The following is a 20,903-nucleotide window of genomic DNA, read 5'->3' as shown; positions in this document are numbered from 1 at the left end:
GGGCACCTGGTCCCAGGGTTAAGATCCCTCCGTGGGAGGGGGAGACGTGGCGGAAGGGCTGGCGCGGCGGCTCGGGACCGCGGACGCGGTGTTCGTCGGGCTGAGCGCCATGATCGGCGCGGGGATCTTCGCGGCCTTCGCGCCGGCCGCCGGGGCGGCGGGGGCGTGGCTGCCGGTCTCGCTGGCGCTGGCCGCCGTCGTGGCCTACTGCAACGCCACCTCCTCAGCCCGGCTCGCCGCCCGCTACCCGGAGTCCGGCGGCACCTATGTGTACGGCAGGCGGCGGCTGGGCCCGTTCTGGGGTTACCTCGCGGGGTGGGGGTTCACCGTCGGCAAGACGGCGTCCTGCGCGGCGATGGCACTGACCTTCGGCGCCTACGTGGCCCCCGACCTGGCCAGGCCGCTCGCCATCGCCGCCGTGATGGCCCTGACGGTGCTCAACCTCTTCGGCGTGCAACGCTCGGCCACGGCCGCCCGCGTGATGGTGGCGTTCGTCCTCGTGATCCTCGCCACCGTCGTAGGCGCCGCCTTCCTGAACCAACCGCCCACCGGCACCGGCACGTCGGCCCAGACCGGTCAGACGGCCATCGGCATGCCCGACCGCATCGGGCCATCGGTCACCGGCACCGGCACGTCGGACCAGGCCGACCGGACGGTGGCGCCCGAGCCGGCTGGTGAGACGCTGTCGTCGAACGCCCGGATCATCGACAAAGAGCAGATCATCGAGCTCTCCGACCTCGGTGATCCCTTGTCGGGCCCGATCCCGGACGGGACGCGCGAGCTGATCGCGGCCCTGACGGCCGGGGTCGCCGACCCAGGGGTCTGGGGTGTCCTGCAAGGGGCCGGGCTGCTGTTCTTCGCCTTCGCCGGTTACGCCAGGATCGCCACCATGGGGGAGGAGGTCCGCGACCCCGGCCGCACCATCCCCCGCGCCATCCAGATCGCGCTCGGCATCACCCTGCTGGTCTACGCGCTGGTGGCGGCGGCCGCACTGACCCAGCTCGGGCCATGGTCGCTGGCGCACTCCACCGCGCCACTCGCCGACGTGGTGGATGCGGCCGGCGCGGCCTGGCTGCGGCCGGTCGTCGGCGCGGGGGCCGCCGTGGCCGCGCTGGGCGCGCTGCTCGCCCTCCTCCTCGGCGTCTCCCGCACCGTCCTCGCCATGGCCCGCGAACGCGACCTCCCACCCGCCCTCGCGGCCCTCTCCCCGATCCGCCCTCGCGAAGGGGGCGCTTCGCCCTCACCGGGTACTCCTGACGACACCTCGGGCGTTTCCCCTGTGTCGGGCACTCCTCCCGTACCGGGTGTTACCCCTGCGCCGGGTAGTTCTGCCGGGCCGGACGGCCCTCACGGCGCCTCGGGCGATTCCTCTGCCGCGCGTCAGGGTGGCGGTGCGGGGGTGCCGCGGCGGGCGGAGGTCGTGGTGGGGGTCGCGGTGGTCGGGTTGCTGGTGGTGGCCGATCTGCGGGGGGCGATCGGGTTCTCGTCGTTCGGGGTGCTCGTCTACTACGCGATCGCCAATGCCAGCGCGCTGACGCTCGCGCGCGACGAGGGTGCGCCTCCCAAGCTCGTCTCCGGGCTGGGGCTGGTGCTCTGCCTGGGCCTCGCCGCCACGCTCCCGGCGCAGTCGGTGATCGCCGGGCTGGCGGTCTTCGCCGTCGGGGCGGCCGTCTGGGCGGTGCGCCATCGGCCTTGGGGCGGCCGGGCCGACGGGTTATCCTGAGGTCTTCCGTCGATGGCTCGGGCGTGCCGCTGAAAGCGCCCTCCACATGACAACCTCCGCGGAGGAGATCCGCCCGCGCGCATGAGCGGGGTCAGGGTCCGTACGAGAAAAGATCTGCGGTCCGTACGGCGCCGCCGCCCGCCGCGTTGCCTCGGCCATCTGACCGTGGCGCCCCTGTGGCCGATGCACGGCGTCAATCTGGGCACCCTGCTGCGCACCTGTGACGCGGTCGGCGCCTGCATGGCCGTCCCCCGCCTGCCGTGGGTGCCCGCGGCACTCGACAAGGGCAACACGCTGCGGGCCGGCGCGTGCGTGCACTGGGTGCGGCCGCTGCGGTGGCTGGAAGAACGGCGTGCGGCGGGCGAGCGGGTGGTGGGGGTGGAGTTGGCCGAGGAGGCGGTCAGGCTGGCCGACCTGCCGATGGCCAGGCAGCCGACGATCGTGGTGCTGGGTCACGAGGCGTCCGGGATCCCCGCCGAGGCGCTCGACCTGCTCGACGCCGTGGTCGAGATCCCCATGATCGGTACGGGTGCCAGCCTCAACGTGGCGGTCGCCGGGTCGCTCGTGCTCTACAAACTGGCCGGGTTCGTCTGATGACGGGCGTTGCCATGAGTACATGACGGCGGCGGGGGAGGGGCGGTTGCCGTGGCCGGAGCAACTGCTTGCGGGCCTCAGGGACGACAGTAACGATTTGGACTATTTGCCGTGGTGTGGGCGGCATTTGGTACGGACCGATTCCGGATCTGCATCGGTGGCCCTGGTGGACGCGATTCGGGGCCCCTGGGGGTGCCGCCGGATCGGCGTCAACCGCGCTGTCGCCTGCGTCCTGGGGAGTTCTGCCGGGGTCCGGGAGGAGGGCCTCAGCGCAAGAGTGCCAACTGCCGCTACGATCACTTCCACGACGACATGGTGGCCGCACCGCGCGACTCGGGTGTGCCCGTTGAGCAGATCGAGCAGATGCTGGTGTCCGATTCCCGACGCGACCTCTCGTAAAGTGTGGGGAAGGGCAGCGCAAATGCGGGTAGGTGGAGCTGGGTGAGTTCAGATCAAGCCTTGTCGATCAGTCTCGGGCTGCAGGGCCCGTGCGTCATCGCAAGGCTGACGGGAGACTTCGACTTCGGATCCGCGGCCGAGGTTCGCGATCGTGTCACCAAGGCTCTCGACCTGACCCAGCCACCGTTGCTCGTCATCGACATGCAGGCGGTCGCCGTCTGCGACTCCTCAGGGCTGTCCGTGCTGGTCTACCTGCACAAGGCGGTCACCGCGTCCGGTGGCCGGCTGCTGCTGTCCGGGCTCAACGGCAGGTGCAAGCACCTGTTCGCGATCACCGCGCTCGACAAGTTCTTCGAGATCCGGACCACCGCCGAACTCGCCATCGCTGAGCTCAACGAACCAGGAGATTCGCCACCCTTCGCCGGGTGATGCGTGTTCGCGGCAATTTGTTGACCCTGTCGCTTTCCTGGCGGTTAATCGGAAAGCGGAGGCCGTTTTCGACTGGGGAAAGCGGCTGGTTGCGTTGCTCTGGGGGCAACATGGTCAGGAAATTCGCCGGCGCGCTCTTACTCGCCACAGCGCTCACCGTCACCCTCGCGCCACTTCCCGCGAGCGCCGCGACCGGCGCGCCTGCGGCTGGCGTGCCTGCGGCGATGACCGCCGCCGGCTCAGCGGAAGCCGCGCCCAAGCTGATCGCGTACAAGATTTACTTCGGCCGTTGTAAGGACACCTGCCGCATCAAGGTGCGCGTCACCAACAAGTCGCGTAAAACCCTCTATTCGGTGAATCTGAACGCACGCCTGAAGATCAATGGCCGCAAGGCGGGATCCTGTTACGACTACATCGGCACGATCCGCCCCAAGCGTGTCCGCTGGGGAGGCTGCACGGTCAGGACCCGCACGCTGTCCACCCTGTGGAACCGGTGGCTCGACGGCGAGATCCGTTACGACAAGGACGTCAACACCGTGGTGCACTACGAGTACTACAGGTGAGGGGCCGGCACCCTTCGGTGCCGGCCACCAGGCGGCGTCCGCCGTCAAACCCGTCCGGCGTCGCCGGCGTCAGTGGTCAGGAGGTCACCAGCAGGGCAAGACCGATGAGGACCACGATCGGCACGAGCCAGACGACGGCCTCGGCAGCGAACTCCTTGTACATTGCGTAGATCTCCCTTGGAACGCCCGGGCGGGGGCGGCGTGAACGTCACTGCGCAGCATAGCCGCCCTTGCCCAGTGCCTTGCTTTCACCATCGCCCGCCCCCCTCGCTCAGGCCCGATGCTCAGCATCGCTCAGGTCCGGTGCCGGCTGATGCGTTTGTTGACGCTGGCCAGGGAGTCGTCGGCCATGAGAAGGGGCAGCCCGGGCGCGTCGGCGTCGATGCGGCGGAGGATCTCGGGGTGGTCGCCGTGGTGGCGGGTCCACGCCCGGACCACCTCCGGCATCGCCGCGATCGCCTCGTCCGACACGAGGGCCTCCCGGGGCAGCCAGGCGGTGAGGAACCGCGAGGCCCTGGCGGGACTCCACCAGAGCGGACGGTCGCCGAGGAAGTCCACCAGCGCGTCGAACGCCTCCCGTGCCCCCGGCACGTCCGGCAGGTCGTGGAAACGGGCCACGAGGTCGTCGCCCGCATGCCGTACAGGGTGGGGGACGGCGTGCGCGCGGGCGAGCGCGAGGGCGCGGACGGCGGGGAGGGTCTGCGCGACCTCCGCTCCCATGACGAGGTCGGTGAGCTCGAACGCGTCCAGGATGCGCCCCGCCACCACCGCCGCGTCGGCCGGCGCGAGATCGAGATCGTCGAGGAACTTGAGCTCCTCGACGAGGGCGTCGACCGCCAGGCCGCCGTGGACTTGGTCGATGCCGACCACGAGCAGGTGCGGCTCCTTGCCGTTGCCGTAGCGGAAGGAGAGGGCGGCCAGGGTCTGCTCGCCGTAGCGGTCGGCCTTGCCGTGCCAGGCTCCCTCGCAGGTCACCTGGCCCATGCGGGCCACCCAGCCGGGAAGTGAGCCGACGGCCTCGCGGCCGGCCGGCAGCTCGGGCCCGATGACGTCGGCGTCCTCGGCGTCCGGCACCACGGGATGGACCGCCGCCAGGGCGGCGAGGGCGAGCCGGGCCTCCGCGCTGCCGTCCTGCGCCAACCGCGGCAGGAGCGTCTCGTCCGTCTGGACCTCGGCGGCGAGCCGGGCGGCCCAGAGCTCTGTGCGCAGCGGGGAACGCCACCTGAGCAGGTCGCGGGCCTGACTGATGGTCGTGTCGAAACCTGTGGTGCTCACCCTTCGACCGTATCGCCCTCCGGCCGCGCTCCGGCGGGACGCCTCGGTTCCGCGATCTTCACCCTCGCCTGCGATGCCGCGGGAGATGGGGGATCGGGTTCCCCCATCAGTGCCCTCCCGCAGGCCACTGTTCGCATGTCCGCCGATAAGGCTCGCCGGGCACGAACTGCCGCCACTCCGCTTCCGACAGATTGCGCCCGGCCGCCCGGCACAACTCTTCCCGGATCTTCGCCGGGTCGGCGGTCCACCGGCTCAGTGAACCGTCCGCGGACGCCACCAGGTATCCGCCGGATCCGGGGATGATCGCTGTCACGCGGCCGGGGGCTGCCTGGAACGGCGGGCTGAGGAGCCGGCGGCTGTCGAGATCCCAGATGGACAGGTCCCCGGCGCCGTTGCCCGCAGCCAGCACGCGTGCGTCCTCACTGAACCCCACCCCGGTGACGAAACTCCTCATACCCGGCAGTACGGCTACGCGTGCACGCTTCTGGGTGTCCCACACGATGACCCCGCCGCCCGTGTCGCCCGTGGCCAGCAGACGTGCGTCGGAACTGAAAGCCAGCGAGGACGCGAAATCGCTGTCGATGGAGGCCGTCCACGCGGTATCGCCGGAGGGGAGGCTCACGACCTCGACCTTCTTTCCGACCTCTCCCACCGCCAGCAGCCGTTCGTCCGCGCTGAACGCCAGCCCGCCCTGTGTCGTGACGATGAATCCGTCGCCTTGCCGCGGCCGTGACCAGACCGCCTCGTTCACCACCAGATCGAAGACCAGGACCGCGGCCCTGACGTTGTCGAGGGCCAGTACCACCGCGAGGTAGTGTCCGGTCGGGCTCAGCACCAGCCTGCTGAAGGTGAATCCGCGGTCGATCTGGCCCTCTCCCAGCACATGCAGGGTCCGCTTTCGCCCGCTGTCCCGGTCGATCAGGATGACATCACCCTTCTCGTCGGCGGCCGCGACGAGCCGCCCGCCTCTGGCGACTCCGAGCGCCGCCACCTTCACGCCTTGGGGCAACACGACGTCTTGGCCGCGCCCGGTCGCGATCTCGGCGACCCGGAGGGCGGCCCGGTCGTTCTGGTGCACGTAGTGGCTCGCGTCCATCGCCAGGTCCACCCCCTGCGACGTGCCGCCGGGCCCGGTGCTGAGCGCATGCCCCGGCTGTCTCGCCGCGGTGTCCCACACCGTGAGGCGCTCGGTTCCGTCAGCCGTGACCACGAACGAGCCGCCCGGTCCGACCGCATGGTCGATGCTCGCGGCGCCCACCGCCAGCGGCTGGGTGAGCGGGCGGCCCGTCACCGTCTCCCACAGTCGCAGCGACCCGTCGAAGCCGGCTCGGGTGAGCAGCGAACCCCGGTCCGCGAATGCCAGCCTGCCTCCCCACGACGAACTGGGCGTGAAGGCCCCCGCCTGGGCCGAGCCCTCCAGCGGCGCCCGTCCGACCGCCGCCCCGGTGGCCGGATCGAACAGGCGCACACCGCCGAGGCCCAGGTCCAGCGCGACCCGGCGGCCGTCGTTCGCGACGCCGACGGCGATGATGGGGTCGTCCGGAACAGACAGGCGCCCCAGTTTCCGCCCCGTCCGCACGTTCAGGACGGTCACCGAACCGTCCTTCGCCGCCATGACCAGCAATCGCCCGTCGGGGCTCAGCGCCATGAAGGTGACATCGGACGAACCTGCCGGAACCTCCCGGATCAGCCGTCGCGACGGCACGTCCCACACCCGGACCGACGCGGGCCGCCGCCAGTCGGGGTCGGGGTGGCTCAGCCCCGCGATCGTGCCGCTGTCGGCGCTCACGACGTCGTTCCCACCCCCTGACGCCGCCACCTTCTCCAGGGTGACCGTTCCGCGCGACGCTCCTGTACGGGCGTCCCATCGGTCGATCGTGTAGCCCGTCGCCCGGGGCTCTTCGTAGCCCACGGCGACGCCGCCGTCCGTCGTGAAGCCGGTGAACACCGCCGTACGGTCCCGCAGGCCCCTGTTCCAGGCCACCTTCCCCGACGCGAGATCCCGGACGGTGATCCGCCGCGGCGACAGGGTATGGGTCAGCACCAGGGAACCGTCCCCGCTGACCCGGACGTCCGCGGTGAACTCCTTCGGAGTCCACAGATGGCGCTGACCCGGAGGAGCGAGCACGTGCATGCGGAACAGCGCCTGCCTCGCCTCGAACGTGGAAGCCACGCGGGAGGATTCGACCGCGAGCAACATGGCCGTGTCGAGCCGGGTGCTCAGCTGCAGCAGCGCCTCGTTGGCCAGCAGTTGCGAGAGCCCGAGCACCCGCGCCTCCTCGGCTCTTCGCGTCTGCACCGCGGCCACCCCGCCGGCCACCACCGCGACGACCAGCAGCACGGACAGCCCGGCCGAGAGCAACTGGAACCATCTCGTACGCCGGCGAGCGGCGGACAGTTCGGTCTGCTCGGCCTGCACCGCGGCGTCGAGGAACTCCCGCTCGGTCGCCGTCAGCTCCGCCTGATGGGCGGACGCCGTTTTCCGCGCCCCCGCCAGCCGGCTCTCCGCGTAAAGGTAGGCGGGATCCTTCCCATGGCCGAGCCAGTCCGCCGCGTCCTCCGCCAGATGCTGACGGACGAGCAACTCGGCCCGATCGTCCTGGATCCACGCCTGGAGCCGAGGCCACGCGGGGATGATGGCCTCATGGGTGAACGCGGCGGTGTCGCCGTCGACGGTGACGAGCCGGGACTGGACGAACTCGCCGAGGATGTAGCCGATCGCCGGGTCATCATCCGGGTTGAGCTCGCGTAACGGAACCTTGCGCCGGGTGTCGGTGGCGCCCTCGCCGAGCCTCACGAGCCTGGGCAGCACGCGGCGGGCGATCGGTTCCCCCGGCGGGCCCAGGTCGTGCAGCGTACGGTCGGCGGTGTTGGCCAACGCCTTGGCGATGCCCCCGGTGGCCCGGTAGGCCGCCAGGGTCAGCACGCCGTTCTCGCGATGCTGCCAGGTGACCAGCAGCGCGTGCGACAGCAGCGGCAGGACCCCGACGTCGCCGGCGGACGCGTCGCCGTACGTGCCCAGATCCTCAAGCAGCAGATCGGTGAGGCCGTGCTCCAGGGACAGCCCCAGGACCTCCGCCGGCCGCTCGATCGATTCGCGGAGCTGACGGGTGGACATCGGCCCGACGACGAGCGGATGGGCGAGGCTGGCCAGCAGGTCGGGGAAGGCGGCGCAATGGCCGAAGAAGTCCGACCGGAGGCCCAGGACGACCCGGCGCCCGGGGTCGGCGTTCAGCGCGGCCAGGCCATGGACGAACTCCTCCCTGCGCCGTTCTTCCATGCGCGTGGTGAAGAGCTCCTCGAACTGGTCCACGAGCAGGGTGACGAGCCCGTCCGCCCCGGAGATGCCGCGTACGCGCCGGTCCAACTCTGCGACGGGATCGTTCCCGGGGGTGAACACCACGCAGCGTGAGCCGGGAACCGCATGCTCCACGGTCGGGACCAGGCCCGCCCGCAGCAGCGACGACTTGCCGGCGCCGGAAGGGCCGGTGACGAGCACAGGGTGCGCTCCGTCGTCGCGTACGCGATCCAGGAGCTCCGCCGTCAACTCGTCCCTGCCGAAGAAGAGCTGGGCGTCAGCCGTGTCGAACGACGACAGCCCTCGGTAAGGGCTGTACTCGTCCGTGTCCGGCACCGGCGCGGGCGGCCCCGGCACGGCGCGCGGAACGTAAGCGGGATTGCGGCCGATGATCTGATGACCGCCGAGGTCGGTGGCCTGCCTTCGGGGCCGGGGGAGTCCTTTGGCCGGCAGGCTCCTGGCCAGGTTGCGGTAGACGTGATCCAGGCTGAGATCCGGCGGCCCCGTCGGATCCCCCTCGTCCAGCAGCGCGATCAGCTCACCCGTGAACGCGGTGTACCGTGCGCCCGGCAGGACCCACGCCGATTCGTCCCGGCTGGCCGCGGTGAGCAGATAGGCGCCCGGTGTCGGCAGGTCGAACACCTCGCCGCCGGCGCGCGGGGAGATCCCCCGAGCCCGCCCCGCGAAGCAGCAGTCCAGCACGACCAGGATGAACTCGGCCCGGCAACTCGACAGCAGCCCTCGAACGGCCGAGTACGGCAACGCCTGGTGACCCGGAATGCCGACCTCGAGATCCACGGTCGCCTGCGTCGCCAGGTGGAGCTCGTTGCCCGCGTCCACCAGCCCGTGCCCCACGTAAAAGAACAGCAGGGTGGAGGTGGCCTCCTGGGCGGCGCGGGTGAGGGCCTCCCCGAGCTCTCGTGGGTCCTGCGGATCGATGACCGTCGTGAGATTCGCCGGGTCGACGTTCGCGCGCTCGGTCAGACACCGGCCGAGCGCGTTCACCGTGGCCCGCACGGCGGGTACGGGGGTGAGGATCGACGAGGGCGGGTGCGCGCCCGTACCGGAGATCAACACTCTGGTGCCCGGCCCCGACAGCAGCGGGCCGCGGGCCGGGTCACCCATCGTGCGGGTCCGCGAACGTTCGGGCCACCTCGGAGGCAGCCTGGCCGAGTTCGTGGACGTTGAGGGATTTCACCCCCTTCGCGGTCACTTCGATCTCGTCGTCGCCTCGCGAGATGCGTACCGTGATCTCCGCCGGCCGGGTCCGTAGCCACGCGATCACGACAGCCGCCACGGTGGCCACCACGCCGCCCGACCCGAGCGTGATCTGCAGGGCCTCGGTCAGCGTCCCGAGCTCGTGCTCTTCCGGCCGCCGCGACAGGGACACGACCCGCCCTCGCAACTCCGGCTCCTCGCCGAGCCATCGGCGCAGGTCCCGCAGCTGGTCAGTGCTTCCACCGGTCACGGTCAGGATCATTCGCCGCCGCCTCTCACCGTCCGTACTGTCCTCATCACACAGCGGCCATGTCTCAGATCGGCAACGGGCCGGGCTCCAAAAGAAAAGCGGCCGGCTTTCGAGGAACGCCACGATGGAGCAGCCGCTTTTGGTGCGATTCCTGACTTCAGTGATTTAGGCGATATAGCCCCCCTTGACGTCAAGTTGGGCGCGGTGCACGATGGCGCAACAACTATGGAACTTTTTGTCCGATAATTGGACAACGCCACTCGCGAGCACATTCATCGGGGACCGAGCCGGACAACACCGTGGCTCACCAAACAAGCAAGGCAAGCTCACATCTGACGTACGGAGAGAACGACGTGAAACGAGCATCGGTTCAATCTGTCGGGGTCCTCGCTCTGGCCACGGGTCTCGTCCTCGCCGGCTGCGGTGGTGGCGGAGGCACGTCCCCACAGGGCTCGGCGGGCCCCAAGAGCGGCGCCGTCTTCACCTGGGGGGTGCCGGGCATGCCCACCTCCTTCGACCCTCGCAAGTCGGCGCCACTGGACCCGATCTTCCTGGACGCGGTCTACGAAAGCCTGGTCAACCGGACCCCGGCCGGTGAGCTCGGCCCGGGCCTCGCCACCAAGTGGGAGTTCGGCGACGACAACAAAGTGCTCACCTTCACCCTGCGCGACGGCGTGACGTTCCACGACGGCGAGAAGTACGACGCCGAGGCGGCCAAGACGTCCCTTGAGGCGTTCAGGAAGACCGGCACCCTGGTCGGGCAGCTGGCGATCCTGGACAAGGTCGAGGTGACCGGGCCGCTGGAGCTGAAGCTGACCTTCAAGGAGCCTGCCGGGTACATGCTCAACGCGCTGGCCGGCGAGGCGGGCATCGCCGTCTCGCCGAAGGCGCTGGACACTCCCGACCTCGCCACCCAGCCGGTCGGCACCGGGCCGTTCACGGTCACCGGCCTGCAGCCGGGCAGGGTCAGCTTCAAGAAGTTCGACGGCTACCGGGACGCCCAGGCGGTCAGCATCGGCAGCATGGAGATGGTCGTCTTCAACGATGAATCGACCCGGCTCCGGTCGGTGAAGTCCGGGCAGGTCGACGGCACCAGCATCTCCGGCGAGCAGATCAAGGAGGCCGAGGCGGCCGGTCTCTCGATCGTCAACGGGCCGAACACCCGGTTCATGGGTCTCCTGCTGAACACCAAGGCCAAGCCCCTGTCCGACCCCAAGGTCAGGGAAGCGCTGCTGTACGCGATCGACCGTGAGTCGATCAACAACAGCCTGCAAGGGGGCAGCTGCGTCCCCACGGTGCAGCCGTTCCCGCAGAGCCACTGGGCGGCCACGCCCGACCTGAAGGACACCACGCCCTACTACGACGTGGCCAAGGCCAAGCGGCTCCTGGCCGAGGCCGGCTACCCCAACGGCTTCGCCATGGAGCTCGCGTCCGGCACCACCTCCTCCTACCAGGCGCTGGCGCAGGTGGTGCAGGCCCAGTTGAAGCAGGTTGGGATCAACGCGTCGGTCAAGGTCCTCGAGTTCCAGCAGATGATCAACGCGCGCCGGACCGGCAAGTTCACCGCTGCCGTCTCCGGGATCCAGGCCGGGCGCCCCGACCCGAGTCAGTTCATCGCCGACTTCTACCTGCCGGGCGGGCCGTACAACTCCGGCGGCTACGAGCTGCCCGGCGGTAAGGAGCTGCTGGCGAAGGTACGGGCCAGCGCGGACGACACGGAGCGCGGGGTCGCGATGCGGGAGGCCTTCAACACGGTGATCAAGGATGGCCCGCCGGTGATCCCCATCTGCAACCTGAATTACTTGGCCGCGTTCCGCAAGGGCGTGACCGGCTGGCAGGTGCCGGTGCTCGGTGACTACGACTTCACCAGCGTGCAGATCGCCGACTAGCGCCCCGGAACCTCATCCAGGGCCCACGGAGATGTCGTGACGGCCTCGTTCCCGCTCGGCTGACCGGGTTCGAGGCCGGTGGCCACATCTTGTCGCCGTACCAGATACAGCTTTTCGAAGGACTGTTGCGTTCCCTTGATGTCAGCCAATGGTGTCCACGAAGGCACTCGCCGTGTCGGCTCAATTACGCAGAATTAGGTCTGCGCGGATCCGCCGGGGGGCGAGAGACGCACCGCGCACGACGAAAGGGAAAACGGATGAGTGACGTCAAGGTCGCACGCGACGTGCTGAGCTCCTACGCGAAGTCGAAGGTCGCCAATCCCGTCATCGGAACCGCCGACCCGCAGAAACTGCAGAGCGCCGGGCAGCTCGAAAGGACGATCGCGCTCGTCCGGCCCTCGGACGGCGCCAGTCGGACGCCGGCCGAGATGAAGACCTGGACGGTCACCCCTGAATACTGGTTCGCCGGTGGCGAACTCGTCGCGAATGCCCTCGAAAAGGATCCGGACCGGCCGTTGACGTGCATCCTGTTCGCCTACCTGAGCGTCTACGCCCTCAAGAGCACCGCGCCGAAGTTCACCGTCCCCATCGAGGTCGTCGAGATCAAGAAGCTCCACGACAATCACTACGTCCTCGTCGCCGGGCGGACCACCGGCGAGATCGGCGGCAAGCTCTCCGAGTGGAACCAGGACGCCTTCGTCATCGACCTCTGGGGCCACTGCCAGGGCCTCGGTGACATGGTGGCTCAGCCCCCCGCCATCATCGTGAACGACATGAAGGACTATCCCCGTAAGACCGTCGTCACGATCCCGGCCTGGGGCGTCTAGAGCGCAGGCCGTCCAGCGGCCGGTCGCGGGCCGGATGGGCGCGTCACAGGTATCCGGGTGCGCCAGAAGGGTGGGGGTGTGCCGCAGGCGTCCGGTAAGGACGCCTGCGGCGCGGAGACCTGAACGGGTCAGCTCTTGTCGCCGGTGAGGCCCGCCTTGCGGAGGGCTTCGGCCATGGCGCCCGACGGCTCGGCGCGCCGCTGACCCCCACCACGCTGGCCGCCATCGCGCTGCCGCTGGCCGCCGTCCCGCTGTCCGTCCCGCTGGGCACCGTCACCACGCCCGCGCTGCCCGCCGTCTCGCTGGGCAGCGTCACCACGGCCGCGCTGGCCGCCGTCCCGCTGTCCGTCTCGCTGGGGGCCGTCGCCACGCCCGCGCTGTCCACCGTCGCCACGGCCCCGCTGGGCGCCGTCACCGCGACCGCGCTGGCCGCCCGCACCGGCGCGCTCGCCGTCACCCCGGCCGCGTGGGCGGCGGCCGCCCTCGGCCGAGCCGCCGGACTGGGCGGTGTCGGCGCGGGGGCCGCCGGTAGCGGACTGGGCCGGGTCGTCGTCGAGGCGGAGGGTGAGGGAGATGCGCTTGCGGGGGATGTCGATGTCGAGGACCTTGACCCGGACGATGTCGCCCGGCTTGACCACGTCTCGGGGGTCCTTGACGTAGTTGTGGGACATGGCGGAGACGTGGACCAGGCCGTCCTGGTGCACGCCGACGTCGACGAACGCGCCGAAGGCCGCGACGTTGGTGACGACGCCTTCCAGGATCATCCCCTGGTCGAGGTCCGAGAGCTTCTCGACGCCCTCCTTGAAGGTGGCGGTCTTGAAGGCGGGGCGCGGGTCGCGGCCGGGCTTCTCGAGCTCGCGCAGGATGTCGGTGACCGTCGGCAGGCCGAAGGTCTCGTCGGTGAACTCCTGCGGCTTGATGGAGCGCAGCGCCGCCGTGTTGCCGATCAGGGACGTGAGGTCGGTGCGGACCGAGCCGAGGATGCGGCGGACCACCGGGTAGGCCTCGGGGTGGACGCTGGAGGAGTCCAGTGGGTCGTCGGCGCCGGGGATGCGCAGGAAGCCGGCGCACTGCTCGAACGCCTTGGGGCCGAGGCGGGAGACGTCCTTGAGCGCCTTGCGGGCCTTGAACGGGCCGTGGGCGTCACGGTGGCGGACGATGCTCTCGGCCAGGGTGGAGCCGATGCCCGACACGCGGGTCAGCAGCGGGGCCGAGGCGGTGTTGACGTCGACGCCCACGGCGTTGACACAGTCCTCGACCACGGCGTCGAGGGAGCGGGAGAGCCGGGACTCGGCGAGGTCGTGCTGGTATTGGCCGACACCGATGGACTTGGGGTCGATCTTGACCAGCTCGGCCAGGGGGTCCTGGAGCCTGCGGGCGATGGACACCGCGCCGCGCAGGGACACGTCCAGCTCGGGCAGCTCCTGCGAGGCGTAGGCGGAGGCGGAGTAGACGGACGCGCCGGCCTCGGACACCACGATTTTGGTGATGGTCGGCATCAGCTTGACGAGCTCGCCGGCCAGCTTGTCGGTCTCGCGGGAGGCGGTGCCGTTGCCGATGGCGATCAGGTCGACGCCGTGCTTCTGGGCCAGCGCGCCCAGCACCGCCAGCGACTGGTCCCACTGCCGCTTGGGCTCGTGCGGGTAGATGGTGGCGGTGTCGACGACCTTGCCGGTGGCGTCGACCACGGCGACCTTGACGCCGGTGCGCAGCCCGGGGTCGAGGCCCATGGTGGTGCGGCTGCCCGCCGGGGCGGCCAGGAGCAGATCGCGCAGATTGGCCGCGAACACCCGCACCGCCTCGTCCTCGGCCGCCTGCCACAGGCGCATCCGCAGGTCGATGCCGAGGTGCACGAGGATGCGGGTGCGCCAGGCCCAGCGGACCGTCTCGGTCAGCCACTTGTCGGCGGGGCGGCCCTGGTCGGAGACGCCGAAGCGGGAGGCGATGCGCAGCTCGTAGTCAGGGCTGTCGTCCGGCTCCAGCGTGACGGTGAGGATCTCCTCCTTCTCGCCCCGGAACATGGCCAGGATCCGGTGGGAGGGCAGCTTGGTGAACGGCTCGGCGAACTCGAAGTAGTCGGAGAACTTCGCCCCCGCCTCTTCCTTGCCCTCGCGGACCTTGGCGGCCAGGCGGCCGTGGGTCCACAGCCGCTCGCGCAGGCCGCCGATGAGGTCGGCGTCCTCGGCGAAGCGCTCGATCAGGATGGCCCTGGCCCCCTCCAGCGCCGCCCCCGCGTCCGCGACGCCTTCGGTGACGAAGGACAGGGCGACCTCGGCGGGGTCGAGCGAGGGGTCGCCGAGCAGCTTGTCGGCCAGCGGCTCCAGGCCCAGCTCGCGGGCGATCTGCGCCTTGGTGCGCCGCTTGGGCTTGAAGGGCAGATAGATGTCTTCGAGGCGGGCCTTGGTCTCGGCCGCCATGATCTGCGCGCGCAGCTCGTCGTCGAGCTTGCCCTGCGACTCGATCGACTCCAGGATCGCGGTCCGGCGCTCTTCGAGCTCGCGGAGATAGCGCAGCCGCTCTTCGAGCGTGCGCAGCTGGGCGTCGTCGAGGGCGCCGGTGGCCTCCTTGCGGTATCGCGCGATGAACGGCACCGTCGCGCCGCCGTCGAGCAGGTCGACCGCGGCTCGCACCTGCCCCTCGCGCGCCCCGAGCTCTTCGGCGATCCGCTGGTGAATAGAGAGCACTTGTCTGCCTTTCGATGGTCCCGCCGGTCAATTGTGCAGGACGACGCCGTCTTTCATGACCAGAGTCCGCGCAGGGTGAACCCGTCGGGCGCGCTCGCCGGCACCGGCACGTCGGTCATGCCAGCACCCTAGAGCGCGGCACCGACGATTCCCAGAACGCTTTGCCAGACGGCGACGAGACCTCTATATCTCGCCCAGATGCGCGACGTTCGCCCGGTCCGCGGAGTCGGTGCTGGGCCGGCCCGCCAGCCACGCGTCGAGAATCTCGTCCAGCATCACGGCCGAGGTGAGCCGGAGACTGATCGCGAGCGCGTTGGCGTCGTTCCACTTGCGGGCGCCGTCGGCCGTGTAGGCGTCGACGCAGAGGGCGGCGCGCACGCCGGGCACCTTGTTGGCCGCGATGGAGGCGCCCGTGCCGGTCCAGCAGCACACCACCGCCTGGTCGGCGCGCCCCTCGCTGACGTCACGGGCCGCCGACTCCGAGGCCCACGCCCAGTCGTCGCGCTCCTCGGCGCTCAGCGCGCCGTGCGGGATGACCTCGTGGCCCCGCTCGCGCAGCGCCGTCACGACCTGCTCCGCCACCCCGTCCAGGCTGTCGGCCGCTACTGAGATCCGCATGGCTCCAGGTGTACCAGAGCGTGCCGACGCGCGGGTGGGAGCCCAAACCCGCCAGGCCGTGGTGGCCGTCGAGCGGTGGCCCTAGGGCGGCGGCTGTCGGCGGCGAGCGGCCGGTCGGCGGGGCGCTGGTCGGCGGGCGCGATGATCCGCTTCGGTTAGCCTGGCCGTCATGCGTGCGCGTCTTGGTCAGATTGTGGTGGATTGCCGGGATCCGAGGAGCCTGGTGCGTTTCTGGGCCGCCTTGCTCGGCGGCGACCCGGTGGATCGTGCCCGGGGTTGGTCCCACGTCGAAGCTCCGGGAGTACGGCTGGCGTTCCAGCCGGTCGCCGAGGACAAGACCGTGAAGAACCGGTTGCATCTGGACGTCGAGGTCGACGCCATCGAGCCCGCCATCGCCCAGGCGCTGCGCCTGGGCGCCACGCGGATCGGCGGGACGGTGACCGACGACCAAGGCTCCTTCCAGGTCATGGCCGACCCGGAAGGCAACGAGTTCTGCTTCGTCGGTGCTTGAGCCGCCCTTGACCACGGATCGGAAGCGTGGTGGCGGGTGCGGGAATCGAACCCACCTGAAGCGGCGTATGAAACCGCCGGGCACACCAGCGCCCTCACCCGCCGAGAAGGCAAGCCTCGCGCGATCGGGTAGGGCGAGCAACCGATTAAGTGGCGTAATGCGGTCTTATGTGCTTGGTTGTGTCGCCATATGAGCATCATCAGGGTGGAAGACATTCCGGCGCTCGCGCGAGGGTGCGCGGTGCTCGGCACCGGCGGCGGAGGAGACGTGCGCACCGGTGCGCTGGCGGCCCGGCGGGCCATTGAGACGTATGGCGAGGTGCCGCTCGTCCGGCTGGCCGACCTGCCCGAGGACGCCCTGGTGGTGCCGCTGTCCGGGATCGGGGCGCCGACGGTCGGCCACGAGATGATCTACGGCGAGGACGAGCCCAGGCGCGTCGTCGAGGAGGTCGAACGGATCTTCGGCAGGCCGCCGACCGCCATCATGTCGTCGGAGATCGGCGGCTCGAACGGCGTGGCGCCGGTGGCCTGGGCGGCCCAGCTCGGCCTGCCGCTGCTCGACGCCGACGGCATGGGGCGAGCCTTTCCCGAGGTCCAGATGATCTCGATGTACGTCGCGGGACTGCCCGCCGACCTCGTCATCATGTCCGACATCGTGGGCAATGTAGTGACGATTCGTCCCATCGACGGGCTGTGGTCGGAGCGGCTGGCGCGGGCGGTGTGCGTGGCGGCCGGCTCGCACGCGCTGATGGCCGACTACATCCTCACCGCCGCGCAGGCGCGCGGCGCGGTCATCGAGGGTACGGTCACCCGCGCGCTGGAGGTCGGCCGATCCACCGAAGGCGCGGCCGAGCCACTGGCGGCCCTCCAGCGCGAGCTCGGGGCGGCGCGGCTGATCACCGGCAAGCTGACCGACGTGGAGCGGCGCACCACCGGCGGCTTCGTCCGGGGCACGGCCACGATCGAGGGCACCGGCGACGACCGCGGCCGGACGCTCCGGCTGGAGCTGCAGAACGAGAACCTCGTCGCGATCGAGGACGGAGAGGTCAGGGCCATGGTGCCGGACCTCATCACGGTGGTCGACACCGAGACGGCCGGTGCGATCCAGACCGAGAGCCTGCGGTACGGCCAGCGCGTGGCGGTGCTCGCCTGGCCGTGCGACCCGCTCTGGCGCACGCCCAAGGGCCTGGAGACGGCCGGGCCGCGGGCGTTCGGCTACGACCTGGAGTACGTGCCCGTCGAGGAGCCGGTCAAGGAGGAGTCGCGTGGCTGAGGGCGATCTGCGCGTCGGCATCGACGTCGGGGGCACGAACACCGACGCGGTGGTGCTGGACGCGTCCGACCGGGTGATCGCCAAGGCCAAGCGGCCGACGACCCCGGACGTCACCACCGGCCTCCGGGCAGCCCTGGACGCCGTCCTGACCGAACTCGCGCCGTCCGGCGCGTCGTACGGAGCTGAGGGTGGGGTGGTGTGGGGGCGCATCACTCGGGTCATGTTGGGCACCACGCACGCCACCAACGCGATCCTGGAGCGCAGGAATCTCGGCCGGGTGGCGGTGCTGCGGCTGGGCGCGCCCGCGACCACGGCCGTGCCGCCGCTCGTCGGCTGGCCCGCCGACCTGCGCGAGGTCGTGTCCGCGGGTGAGGCCATCGTGCCCGGCGGGCATTACGTGGACGGTCGCGAGATCGGCCCGCTCGACCCGGACGCGATCCGTCGCTTCCTGGACGGGGTGCGGGCCGACGCGGTCGCGGTCACGGGCGTGTTCAGCCCGGCCGGCGACGAGCACGAGCGGGCGGTCGAGGAGCTGGTCAGGCGTGAGTACGGGCTGCCCGTCTCGATGAGCCATGAGATCGGCTCGCTCGGCCTGCTGGAGCGGGAGAACGCGACCGTGCTCAACGCCGCCCTGTACACGGTCGCCGGGCACGTCACCCAGGCGCTGACCAGCGCGCTGGCCGAGCGTGGGTTGTCGGCCAGGCCGTACCTCGCGCAGAACGACGGCACGCTGATGACGGTGGAGCACGCCGCGCGGCTGCCGGTGTCGACCATCGGCTCCGGCCCGGCGAACTCGCTGCGCGGGGCCGCGCTGCTGTCGGGGGTTCAGGACGCGATCGTCGCCGATGTGGGCGGTACCTCGACGGACCTGGGTGTGCTGGTGGGCGGGTTCCCCCGGGAGTCGGCGGCGGCGGTGGAGATCGGCGGGGTGCTGACGAACTTCCGCATGCCGGACATCCTGGCCATCGCGCTGGGCGGCGGGAGCGTGGTCCGGGACGGGGCCGTCGGGCCCGACTCGGTCGGGTACCGGATCGCCGAGGAGGCGCTGGTGTTCGGCGGCGGCACCGCGACGCTCACCGACGCGGCCGTGGCGGGCGGCCGCCTCCCCCGCGGCGTCTCAGGCTGGCGCGAGCGCCTGGAGGCGGTGCTGGCCGAGCGCCTGGAGGCGGTGCCGGCCGAGCGGGGGTCGGCCGGGCAGGGGCCGGCGGAGCGAGGGCTGACCGGGCGAGGGCCGGGCGGGCGGAGGGGGGTGGGCGACATGTCGGAAGATATTCGCGACACTCTGCAAAGGGCGCTGGCCGTCGCCGACGCGCTGGCGCTGGACGCGGTGGACCGGATGAGCCTCGGCCGAGCCGACCGTCCCCTGGTGGCGGTGGGTGGAGGGGCGTTCCTGCTGCCGGAACGGATCCCCGGGGTGAGCCGGGTGATCCGGCCCGAGCACGCCGCCGTGGCCAATGCCGTCGGCGCCGCCATCGCGCTGGCGAGCGGCAGAGTCGATACGATCATGCCTGCAGGTGAAAGCCGGTCAAAAGCGATCGAAAGGGTCAAGGAGGAGGCCGTGGCGCGGGCCGTCGCGGCAGGCGCGGATCCGGCCGGTGTCCAGATCGTCGATCTCCTCGAGGTGCCGCTGAGCTACCTGTCGGAACCCGCCGTACGGGTGCACGTCAAAGCCGCCGGACCCCTCACCCGGTGACAGATCGAAAGGACTTCCCCCACATGAGCTGGCACAAGCGTCTGCTCCTCTTAGGGGTCGCCGGCACCGTGGCCATGGCCGCGTCCGCGTGCGCGGGCGGCCAGGTGCGCGGCGCTGACCGTTCTCCCCAGCCGAGCAGCACCGGTGAGACGGCGGCGACCCAGACCCAGCCGGCCACGGCCACGGCCAACGACGACACCTTCGTCTACGCCCCCAACCTCGACGTGGTGACCGACTGGGACCCCGCGACCTCGTACTCCAACGAGAACATCGCGATGTCCAACATCTACGAGGGGCTGACCCGCTACAACTCCGCGACCAGGAAGCCCGAGCCGCGCCTGGCCACCGAGTGGACCTCGGCGGCCGAGGGCAAGGAGTGGACGTTCAAGCTGCGGCAGGGCGTGAAGTTCCACACCGGGGCCGCGCTCGACGCCGAGGCGGCCAAGAAGGCCATCGAGCGCACGATCAAGGAGAACTCCGGCGCGGCCTACATCTGGGGCGCGGTCGACACGATCGAGGCGCCCGACGCCTCGACGCTGAAGTTCACCCTCAAGTACGCCACGCCGCTCGACGTGGTCGCCGCCTCCGGCTACGCCGCCTACATCTACGACACCGAGGCCGTGGACCAGGTCAAGGACGGCAAAGCCGACGCCGGTACGGGTCCGTACACGATCGACAGCTGGCAGAAGGGCAAGGAGACCGAGCTCACGCTGAAGGCGTACGAGGACTACTGGGGCGGCTGGAAGCCCGAGCAGTACAAGAAGGTCGCCTTCCGGGTCACCCCCGAGATCACCACCGCCTGGCAGCTGCTGAAGCAGGGCGAGGTCAACTTCGTGCAGCGGCTCAACCCGCAGCTGTTCGAGCAGGCGAGCGACACCGAGGGCGTGCAGGTGAGCCGGACGCCGTCGTTCCAGAACCTGCTGGTGCTGTTCAACACCGCCGGCGGCGCGACCAAGGACGTGCGGGTACGGCAGGCGCTGCAGCTCGCGATCGACTACGACGGTCTCCTCGCGGCGCTGAAGGGCGCGGGCGTGAAGGCCAGCGGGCTGGTGCCCGAAGGGCTGGTCGGCCACACGGCCAACCTGGAGGCCAAGCAGGACCTCGCCAAGGCGCAGGAGCTGCTGGCCTCCGCGGGCTACGGCGGCGACAACGAGGAGCTCAAGCTCACCCTGACCTACGCCCAGGGCGACGAGGACCAGAAGCTGCTCGTCACCCTGCTCACCTCCGCGCTGCAGAAGCTGAACGTGACGCTGCAGGCCAAGCCGATGGCCTGGAACGCCCAGTGGGACCAGGGCAAGGCGAAGGGCCAGGACATCTTCGTCATGTACTGGTATCCGGACTATCCGGACGCGTACTCGTGGTTCTTCAACGTCTTCAGGAGCAACGACAAGCCGGAGCTCAACCTGTCCTACCTGAAGAACGCCGGGATCGACGCGGCCATCGACGAGCTGCCCAAGCTGACGGCCACCGACCTGTTCGCGGCGGAGACGTCGTACGACGAGCTGCAGAAGAAGATCCTTCAGGAGCAGGCCGCCGTCGCGGTGCCGTACGTGCAGACCTACCAGCGCGCGCTGTCGGCGGACGTGCAGGGGTACGTCGACAACCCGGCCTATCCGAACGTGGTCTTCTTCCACGACCTCAAGCGCGCGAGCTGAGGCCT

General features: G+C 70.5%; 14 protein-coding genes, 1 tRNA gene and 1 pseudogene. 10 read left to right on the top strand and 6 right to left on the bottom strand.

What is annotated here, in order from left to right:
- Nucleotides 1-46 precede the first annotated feature (46 nt).
- The 4 genes and pseudogenes from OHA68_RS02595 to OHA68_RS02580 form a co-directional block, all read left to right on the top strand.
- Nucleotides 47-1,210 (top strand): annotated as a pseudogene (locus OHA68_RS02595) (APC family permease); the annotation flags it as partial.
- Between the two features lie 594 nt (nt 1,211-1,804).
- Nucleotides 1,805-2,317 carry a TrmH family RNA methyltransferase gene (locus OHA68_RS02590; protein WP_327106192.1) on the top strand — a complete coding sequence of 171 codons (513 nt, stop codon included), beginning with the start codon at nt 1,805-1,807 and terminating at the stop codon, nt 2,315-2,317.
- A 459-nt stretch (nt 2,318-2,776) separates the two neighbouring features.
- On the top strand, nt 2,777-3,145 hold the full coding sequence (locus OHA68_RS02585) for an STAS domain-containing protein (RefSeq protein ID WP_327106191.1): 369 nt from the start codon (nt 2,777-2,779) through the stop codon (nt 3,143-3,145).
- A 110-nt stretch (nt 3,146-3,255) separates the two neighbouring features.
- Entirely contained in the window at nt 3,256-3,708 is a 453-nt protein-coding gene (locus OHA68_RS02580; RefSeq protein WP_327106190.1) for a hypothetical protein, read from the top strand.
- A 294-nt stretch (nt 3,709-4,002) separates the two neighbouring features.
- On the opposite strand, the gene OHA68_RS02575 is transcribed toward OHA68_RS02580, so the two are convergent.
- The 3 genes from OHA68_RS02575 to OHA68_RS02565 all read right to left on the bottom strand — a co-directional run bounded on the left by OHA68_RS02575 (nt 4,003) and on the right by OHA68_RS02565 (nt 9,749).
- Complete coding sequence (locus tag OHA68_RS02575; protein WP_327106189.1) at nt 4,003-4,983, bottom strand: hypothetical protein; 981 nt, start codon at nt 4,981-4,983, stop codon at nt 4,003-4,005.
- A 106-nt stretch (nt 4,984-5,089) separates the two neighbouring features.
- Complete coding sequence (locus tag OHA68_RS02570) at nt 5,090-9,406, bottom strand: caspase, EACC1-associated type (RefSeq protein ID WP_327106188.1); 4,317 nt, start codon at nt 9,404-9,406, stop codon at nt 5,090-5,092.
- A complete protein-coding gene (locus OHA68_RS02565) occupies nt 9,399-9,749 on the bottom strand; it encodes an effector-associated constant component EACC1 (protein WP_327106187.1) in 351 nt (116 codons plus the stop codon). The genes OHA68_RS02570 and OHA68_RS02565 overlap by 8 nt, the downstream gene beginning before the upstream one ends.
- Nucleotides 9,750-10,102: 353 nt before the next feature.
- Here OHA68_RS02565 and OHA68_RS02560 point away from each other — a divergent pair, with 353 nt between their 5' ends.
- Nucleotides 10,103-11,638 (top strand): ABC transporter substrate-binding protein, encoded by a 1,536-nt coding sequence (locus tag OHA68_RS02560; protein WP_327106186.1) that lies wholly within the window; start codon nt 10,103-10,105, stop codon nt 11,636-11,638.
- Between the two features lie 257 nt (nt 11,639-11,895).
- Nucleotides 11,896-12,465, top strand: coding sequence for a hypothetical protein (locus tag OHA68_RS02555; RefSeq protein ID WP_189136796.1), 570 nt, complete (start codon nt 11,896-11,898; stop codon nt 12,463-12,465).
- Nucleotides 12,466-12,593: 128 nt separating this feature from the next.
- Here the strand turns inward: OHA68_RS02555 and OHA68_RS02550 are convergent, their stop codons facing one another.
- Both OHA68_RS02550 and OHA68_RS02545 read right to left on the bottom strand, forming a co-directional pair.
- Complete coding sequence (locus tag OHA68_RS02550; RefSeq protein ID WP_327106185.1) at nt 12,594-15,149, bottom strand: Tex family protein; 2,556 nt, start codon at nt 15,147-15,149, stop codon at nt 12,594-12,596.
- A 183-nt stretch (nt 15,150-15,332) separates the two neighbouring features.
- Complete coding sequence (locus OHA68_RS02545) at nt 15,333-15,767, bottom strand: RpiB/LacA/LacB family sugar-phosphate isomerase (protein ID WP_189136798.1); 435 nt, start codon at nt 15,765-15,767, stop codon at nt 15,333-15,335.
- A gap of 169 nt (nt 15,768-15,936) precedes the next feature.
- On the opposite strand from OHA68_RS02545, the gene OHA68_RS02540 reads away from it, so the two are divergent.
- Nucleotides 15,937-16,278: a VOC family protein gene (locus OHA68_RS02540; RefSeq protein WP_327106184.1), complete on the top strand. Its 342-nt coding sequence runs from the start codon at nt 15,937-15,939 to the stop codon at nt 16,276-16,278.
- 27 nt (nt 16,279-16,305) lie between these two features.
- Here OHA68_RS02540 and OHA68_RS02535 read toward each other — a convergent pair.
- Nucleotides 16,306-16,381, bottom strand: a tRNA-Met gene (locus tag OHA68_RS02535).
- 101 nt (nt 16,382-16,482) lie between these two features.
- On the opposite strand from OHA68_RS02535, the gene OHA68_RS02530 reads away from it, so the two are divergent.
- The 3 genes from OHA68_RS02530 to OHA68_RS02520 are packed head-to-tail and all read left to right on the top strand — an operon-like array spanning nt 16,483 to nt 20,898.
- A complete protein-coding gene (locus OHA68_RS02530) occupies nt 16,483-17,550 on the top strand; it encodes a DUF917 domain-containing protein (protein ID WP_327106183.1) in 1,068 nt (355 codons plus the stop codon).
- Nucleotides 17,543-19,243, top strand: a complete 1,701-nt coding sequence (locus OHA68_RS02525; RefSeq protein ID WP_327106182.1) for a hydantoinase/oxoprolinase family protein — start codon at nt 17,543-17,545, stop codon at nt 19,241-19,243. The genes OHA68_RS02530 and OHA68_RS02525 overlap by 8 nt, the downstream gene beginning before the upstream one ends.
- Nucleotides 19,244-19,266: 23 nt before the next feature.
- Entirely contained in the window at nt 19,267-20,898 is a 1,632-nt protein-coding gene (locus OHA68_RS02520; protein ID WP_327106181.1) for an ABC transporter substrate-binding protein, read from the top strand.
- The last annotated feature ends 5 nt before the right edge of the window (nt 20,899-20,903 follow it).

Source organism: Nonomuraea glycinis, assembly GCF_035920485.1.
In the GTDB taxonomy this organism is placed as follows: Bacteria; Actinomycetota; Actinomycetes; order Streptosporangiales; family Streptosporangiaceae; genus Nonomuraea; species Nonomuraea glycinis.
The sequence above is the reverse complement of the archived record's forward strand: the minus strand, read 5'-3'. Positions and strand labels throughout refer to the sequence as shown.